A 4,096-nucleotide genomic window follows, 5' to 3' on the forward strand; every position below is an offset into this window, starting at 1 on the left:
GCAGGGGCCGTCCACACATGGTTGCTAAGAGGGTAAGGTGCACTCCGCCCCGCCGGGAGGGCCATAAAACAACAAAAGTGGTGCACCGCCCGCACCACTTGTGCTGCTATATAGAGAAAGGGTGGAGAGCCAGGCGCCGCATCAAAGCCGCAAGCCCACACCTTCATCTATCGGCGACCAGCCACCTGCATTCAGGCCATCGCTGATCCAGGCAGCTCGCTCCTGCGATTACCCCACCTTCATAGCGTAGGCGGCTGTTCCTCGCCGATCGTGGAAATCTGATCGGTCGCCAGCACGCGGAACGCGTCGTCACCCAAGCGCAGCGCGCCGGCCAGCTCACGTCCAAGCAGCGCTGCGCCCAGTGCCGGCACGATCACGGCGGAGATGATCCTTCCCACACGCCTCGCCTCGGCTTGCTGGTCCACAGCGGGATGCTCCAGCGTCGTGGCGAGTTCGGCTACCGTCAGACAAAGGGGAACCAGCCGGTCGCGGTGCCCCGACGACGCCAGCCACGCGATCAGCTGCCCCGCACCACCCGCGTCGAACGCGTCAAAGACCAGGTCAATTACGTCGCGCACATCGGTCTCACCTGCGCGCAGCCCCGCCAGTGCGGCCTGCACCGCATCGACCAGATCGCGGATCATCGCCTCCGCCAGCGCCCCTTGTAACCCGTTGGCGCTGCCAAAATGGTGCGTCACGTTGCCATGCGTCATGCCCAGCTGACCTGCCACTGCCTGGAGCGTGATCGCGCTGGGTCCGTGCTGCAGCAGCAATCGTCGTGCGCATTCCAGTGCAAGCTGGCGTACCTGGTCGGCGGGCCGGCGCCGGCGGACAGGCTGCTCGACGTCTATTGTCATGCTTGCCAATAAAGATTACGCCGCAAGTAATGGCTGAAGCGACACAAGCTGTAGCGATATGAAAAACCATCCATGTCATTGACGGGATGGGGCGGGGAGGAAGCGATGGCAACGATCATCTACATCGAACATGACGGCACGCGCCACGAACAGCAGGTCGCCGACGGTTGGAGCGTGATGGAAGGCGCGGTGAAGAATGGCGTGCCCGGGATCGATGCCGATTGCGGTGGCGCCGCTGCCTGCGCGACGTGTCACGTCTATATCGATCCGCATTGGCTAGACGCGACCGGAGAGCGCACCGAGCAAGAAGCGGAGATGCTGAATTTTGCTGAGAATGTGGAGAGCAACAGCAGGCTGTCCTGCCAGATCCAGGTCTCGCCCGCCCTCGACGGGCTGACCGTGACGATGCCGGAAAGCCAGCACTGACGCTATCGCCCCCACAGCATCCCATCGTCTCGGAAGGACCTGTCGCATGAGCACCACCGCATCTGCCGTTCTCACCTCAGCCAACACCGCACGCGACGCCGCCTATGCCACTCCGCTTGATCAGCTGGACCCGTCACGTCCAGAATCGTTCGCAGCCGACGAGATGTGGTGGAATTTCGAGCGGCTGCGTGCCGAGGCGCCAGTGCACTACACTGCCAACAGCGCCTATGGCCCGTTCTGGTCAGTGACCAAGTACAATGACATCATGGCGGTCGACATCGATCACCACACCTTCTCGTCAGAACCAGGGATCATGATGGTCCCGCCGCTCGCGCCGGGCGAAACGCCGCAGCTCGAGGGGTTGGCGATGTTCATCGCGATGGACCCGCCCAAGCACGACGTGCAGCGCAAGGCAGTCAGCCCCGCCGTGTCGCCCACCAACCTTCAGATCCTGGGTCCCTTAATCCGTGAGCGCGCTGCCGCGATCCTGGACGGGCTGCCGATCGGCAAGGAGTTCGACTGGGTCGACAAGGTATCGATGGAGCTGACCGCGATGACGCTCGCGACGCTTTTCGGCATGCCGCAGGAGGATCGCCGCAAGCTGACCTACTGGTCCGACGTCGTCACCGCGGAGCCGGGGCATGGCCTGGTCGAGACGCGCGAACAGAAGATGGGCATCTTCCGCGACTACCATGCCTATTTCACGCAGCTGTGGAACGACCGCGTGAATGCGGAGCCGACGGGCGACCTGATCTCGATGCTCGCGCATGATCCCGCGACACGCGGCATGTCCCCGATGGAGTATTTCGGCAACGTCATGCTGCTGACGGTTGGTGGTAACGATACCACCCGTAACACGATGACCGGCTCGGTTTACGCGCTATCCAAAAATCCCGACCAATATGCGAAGCTGATGGCCGATCCGGCGCTGCTGCCGTCGATGGTGTCGGAAACGATCCGCTGGCAGACGCCGCTGTCGCACATGAAGCGCCGCGCGACACGCGACGTCGAGTTTCGCGGGCAGCACATCAAGCAGGATGACACCGTCGTCATGTGGTACGTGTCGGGCAATCGCGACGACGAGGTGATCGATCGTCCGAACGACTACATCATCGATCGTCCCCGGCCACGCCAGCATATCTCGTTCGGCTTCGGCGTCCACCGCTGCGTCGGCAATCGCCTCGCCGAGTTGCAGCTGCAGATCGTGTGGGAGGAAATCATGAAACGCTTTCCCGAGATCAATGTCGTCGCCGAACCGAAACGTGTGCGCTCGAACTTCGTGAAAGGCTACGAGACGATGCGCGTCAGCATTCCCCGCCGCTATTGAAATTTTTCCCCACTCTTTTGAGGAACGTTCGGTAAGCAGCGGCCGCGTTGGCTAAGACATGCCACCGAGACCTGCCGACCGGGCGCTTAGACAGTGGAAGCTGATTTGGAGCGACGTCACGGGTCTTTGATAGCGCTTGCCGCACCTTAACAGCTAAAGGGGGCGGTATTGACCCAATTGTGTTAAAGAAGTCGGTGTTGGGTTTGGAGGCCGCTGCAACTGAGTTGCGCTACAGGGCTGATTGGCTCAGGCTGGCAGCGGTTGTGTCGTCATTAGGATGATCTTAGCCTTCTTGCGGAGGTTTTGAGCGGCGGCTGGCTGCCATGTAGAACTCGTCCCTGACACCGTACGGACCTCAAAGGCGCAATCGGTCGAGCTTCAGGGTGCGATTGACGTGCGCGAACAGCATCTCGACCTTCTTTCGTTGGCGGCGGGATGTGGCATAGGCGTTGGTGGTGGCGACGTCGCGGGGGAGGTCGCGAGCACCCTCGTGGAGCGAGCAGACCTTCCGGGCCGGCATGTTGGACGTGCAGCGTTGCCGCTAGGCGCAGTAGCCGCAGTCCTGCTATTGGGCGCGATAGCGGATGAAGCCGTTCCTTACCCCCGCTCGCGACTATGACAAGGTCCGCGCAGCCGTTAAGACACGCCGCATGTGATCCATATCAGCGCGAACGACGACGCAGGCGGGCGTTCCAATGTTGTCCGCCACTTTGTCCAAGCATGCATCGCCAGGACGTATGGCCCTTTACCTGCGGGCCCCGAAAGAAGTTTGTGTGCGTGACCTGATGGGTTGGACGGCCCCTGCACCAGCGTAGCTGTGCGATGATGTGGTCGTTGAGCCATGTGTGGACGGCCCCTGCGGTGCAAGAGTGTGGATCGGCGTGGAAAAGGGACCCCTCATCCCGGTGGTCTAGGCTGTTCGCTTGGCGGTGTGTCAGGCGGCGAGATCGGGATGCTGGTATTGGAGACGGTGTTGAGGATCCGGCGCGAGCACGCGTCGGGGAAGGCCATCAAGGCGATAGCGCGGGACCTGCACCTGTCGCGCAAGGTGGTGCGCAAGGCGATCCAGGCGCCGGAGGCGGACATGGGGTACCGGCGGGAGGTGCAGCCGCTGCCCAAGCTGGGGCCGTTCCAGGCGCGACTGAATGCGTTGCTCGAGGAAGACGAGGCGCGTCCGCGGCGCGAGAAGCTGCGCATCACGCGCATCCACGATCTGCTGCTGCGCGAGGGGTTCGATGGCTCATACGATGCGGTGCGTCGCTATGCGACCCGCTGGCGGCAGGCACGTCGTCGGGACGTGATGAATGCACCGGCGTTCATCCCGCTGCTGTTCCGGCCGGGCGAGGCGTATCAGTTCGACTAGAGCCACGAGGACGTCGAGATCTCGGGCAAGCCGATGCGCGTGAAGGTCGCGCATGTCCGGCTGTGCGCGTCGCGGGCGATGTATGTGCGGGCCTACCCGCGCGGTAAGCGTGGCCTGAGGGCC

The 4,096-nt window shown here is 62.8% G+C and carries 3 protein-coding genes and 2 pseudogenes; 3 read left to right on the top strand and 2 right to left on the bottom strand.

Features of this window, described 5'->3' with window-relative positions; all coding sequences use genetic code 11:
• Positions 1-239 precede the first annotated feature (239 nt).
• A complete protein-coding gene (locus XM50_RS00500) occupies positions 240-857 on the bottom strand; it encodes a TetR/AcrR family transcriptional regulator (protein ID WP_046406470.1) in 618 nt (205 codons plus the stop codon).
• A 72-nt stretch (positions 858-929) separates the two neighbouring features.
• On the opposite strand from XM50_RS00500, the gene XM50_RS00505 reads away from it, so the two are divergent.
• Positions 930-1,283 carry a 2Fe-2S iron-sulfur cluster-binding protein gene (locus tag XM50_RS00505; protein ID WP_269430548.1) on the top strand — a complete coding sequence of 118 codons (354 nt, stop codon included), beginning with the start codon at positions 930-932 and terminating at the stop codon, positions 1,281-1,283.
• Positions 1,284-1,329: 46 nt separating this feature from the next.
• A complete protein-coding gene (locus XM50_RS00510; protein WP_046406472.1) occupies positions 1,330-2,610 on the top strand; it encodes a cytochrome P450 in 1,281 nt (426 codons plus the stop codon).
• A 246-nt stretch (positions 2,611-2,856) separates the two neighbouring features.
• Here XM50_RS00510 and XM50_RS20650 read toward each other — a convergent pair.
• A pseudogene (locus tag XM50_RS20650) lies at positions 2,857-3,208 on the bottom strand (transposase); the annotation flags it as partial.
• A gap of 354 nt (positions 3,209-3,562) precedes the next feature.
• On the opposite strand from XM50_RS20650, the pseudogene XM50_RS00515 reads away from it, so the two are divergent.
• Positions 3,563-4,096, top strand: a pseudogene (locus XM50_RS00515) (IS21 family transposase); the annotation flags it as partial.

Origin of the sequence: Sphingomonas sp. Ag1 (assembly GCF_000980895.1) — a bacterium.
In the GTDB taxonomy this organism is placed as follows: domain Bacteria; phylum Pseudomonadota; class Alphaproteobacteria; order Sphingomonadales; family Sphingomonadaceae; genus Sphingomonas; species Sphingomonas panaciterrae.

Coding starts and splice junctions, on each gene's coding strand:
- XM50_RS00500 (WP_046406470.1), bottom strand. CDS start 857: ATGACAATAGACGTCGAGCAGCCTGTCCGCCGGCGCCGGCCCGCCGAC.
- XM50_RS00505 (WP_269430548.1), top strand. CDS start 930: ATGTCATTGACGGGATGGGGCGGGGAGGAAGCGATGGCAACGATCATC.
- XM50_RS00510 (WP_046406472.1), top strand. CDS start 1,330: ATGAGCACCACCGCATCTGCCGTTCTCACCTCAGCCAACACCGCACGC.